Below are 1,521 nucleotides of genomic sequence, written 5' to 3'. Positions count from 1 at the left end.
GGGGGTGGGGGGGGGGGCGGGACGGTGCTGTTCGGTCCGGTGCCAACGCCGGGGGCCCCCGCGGCTTCCCCCCACCGGCGGTCCCACCGCCGGTCCCCCGGCCCAACCACCCGTCCACCCACGGGTGGGTGCGCCTATGGGGCCCACTGGGCACTACCTCGCTCACCCCCCCCAACGCACGACGAAGCCCCCGCCGGACGATCCGGCGGGGGCTTCGAGGGGCGGGGTCAGAGGGCGTTGGGCTCCAGGGAGAAGAACAGCGTGGGGGCGGCGGCGACCGCCTCCCGCTGTTCCTGCGTCGGCTGCGCCTGCGCGATCGTGGCCCGGAGGTCGAGCCAGACCCGCTCGCGGGTCGCGCCCTCAGCGGGGGTGATGACGCCGCTCCAGGTCGCCTGGCGGCCGTCGTGGGACTGCATGGTGAGGATGTACAGGAACTCGCGCATGGGGGCCTCCTGGCGGTGGTTGGGGCGGGGCACCGGCCGGTGCCCCGCCGAGGGGGCGTCAGCTGGCGTCGTACCGCGCCTGCTCCAGCGCGTCCCGGACGGCCTGCTCGCCCTGGATCTCGCCGCGCTCGATCGCGGCGTACACGGCGGCCGAGCCCATGTACATCCGGTCCTGGAAGTTGACCCCCTCGGAGGAGGAGGAGTCGTCGTTCTTCTTGCCACCGAACAGGCCCATGATGATCTCCCTTGCGGTTGTGTCAGCTTGTGCCGACCGCTTCACTATGACACGACTGTGTCAGTCTGCGCAAGCCCCGTCGAATTGAGAATGCCTAGGTGTGTGTCGTGGCTCGTGCTCCTGGCGCTCGTTGATCCCGGCATGAGTACGAGCGATGACGTTGCGGGTGGGGCCGAGCCGACGCAGGAGTACGGCGTGCTGTGGGTGCCGGTGAGGTGTCCGGGCGACTGCCTGTGCTCGGACTGCTCGGGTGCGGGGGACATGTGGGCCGACGCCCAAGCGGAGATGCGGGAGGAGCTGGGCGAGGACCCGTTGGGTCCTGATGCCTAGGTGTGGCGGTCGAAAGTGCCAGAGGTGTGGTGCGGAGCCGGATGATGTGCACGTGCAGAACAGTGATGCGAGCAGGGCGGAGCGGGCGCGGTGGTGTGGGTGGTGTGGGCTGCCGATTCCGGGGCCGCATCCGGTGGTGGGGCGGCCGCGGCTGTACTGCCGGACGGGTGGGTGCCGGACGCGGGCGGCGGAGCACAGGCGGGAGCAGGCCCGGACGCGGGCGGCGGTGCTGGCGGCGGAGCGCGCGGTGCTCGGCCGACCGGAGGAGCCGATCGTGCCGCCCGCGCCGGGATCTGCACGTGCGCAACCCCGGCGGCCGCAGCCGCGGGATGCTCCGCCGGCTACTCCGCCGCGTCCGGCCCGGCCGGTGGTGGGCGGGGAGGATCTGCCGCTGTGGTGACGGGTCGCGGCCGCCGACCCTGACGGTCCCCCAGGTGCCCGCCGCGCCCTCGTAAGGCGGGGCCAGAGCGGGGGGGTCCCTCCGGTCGGGCGGCACTCACGGTGTGCCGCGGG

Annotated in this window: 2 protein-coding genes; both read right to left on the bottom strand. The window is 73.5% G+C overall.

Features of this window, described 5'->3' with window-relative positions:
• Window positions 1–227: 227 nt before the first annotated feature.
• Window positions 228–443 carry a hypothetical protein gene (locus ACWGOO_RS22325; protein ID WP_376183994.1) on the bottom strand — a complete coding sequence of 72 codons (216 nt, stop codon included), beginning with the start codon at window positions 441–443 and terminating at the stop codon, window positions 228–230.
• Between the two features lie 58 nt (window positions 444–501).
• Window positions 502–678 carry a hypothetical protein gene (locus tag ACWGOO_RS22320; RefSeq protein WP_157028735.1) on the bottom strand — a complete coding sequence of 59 codons (177 nt, stop codon included), beginning with the start codon at window positions 676–678 and terminating at the stop codon, window positions 502–504.
• Window positions 679–1,521: the final 843 nt, after the last annotated feature.

The sequence above is a fragment of the Paenibacillus sp. NPDC055715 genome, assembly GCF_053617595.1.
The sequence above is the reverse complement of the archived record's forward strand: the minus strand, read 5'-3'. Positions and strand labels throughout refer to the sequence as shown.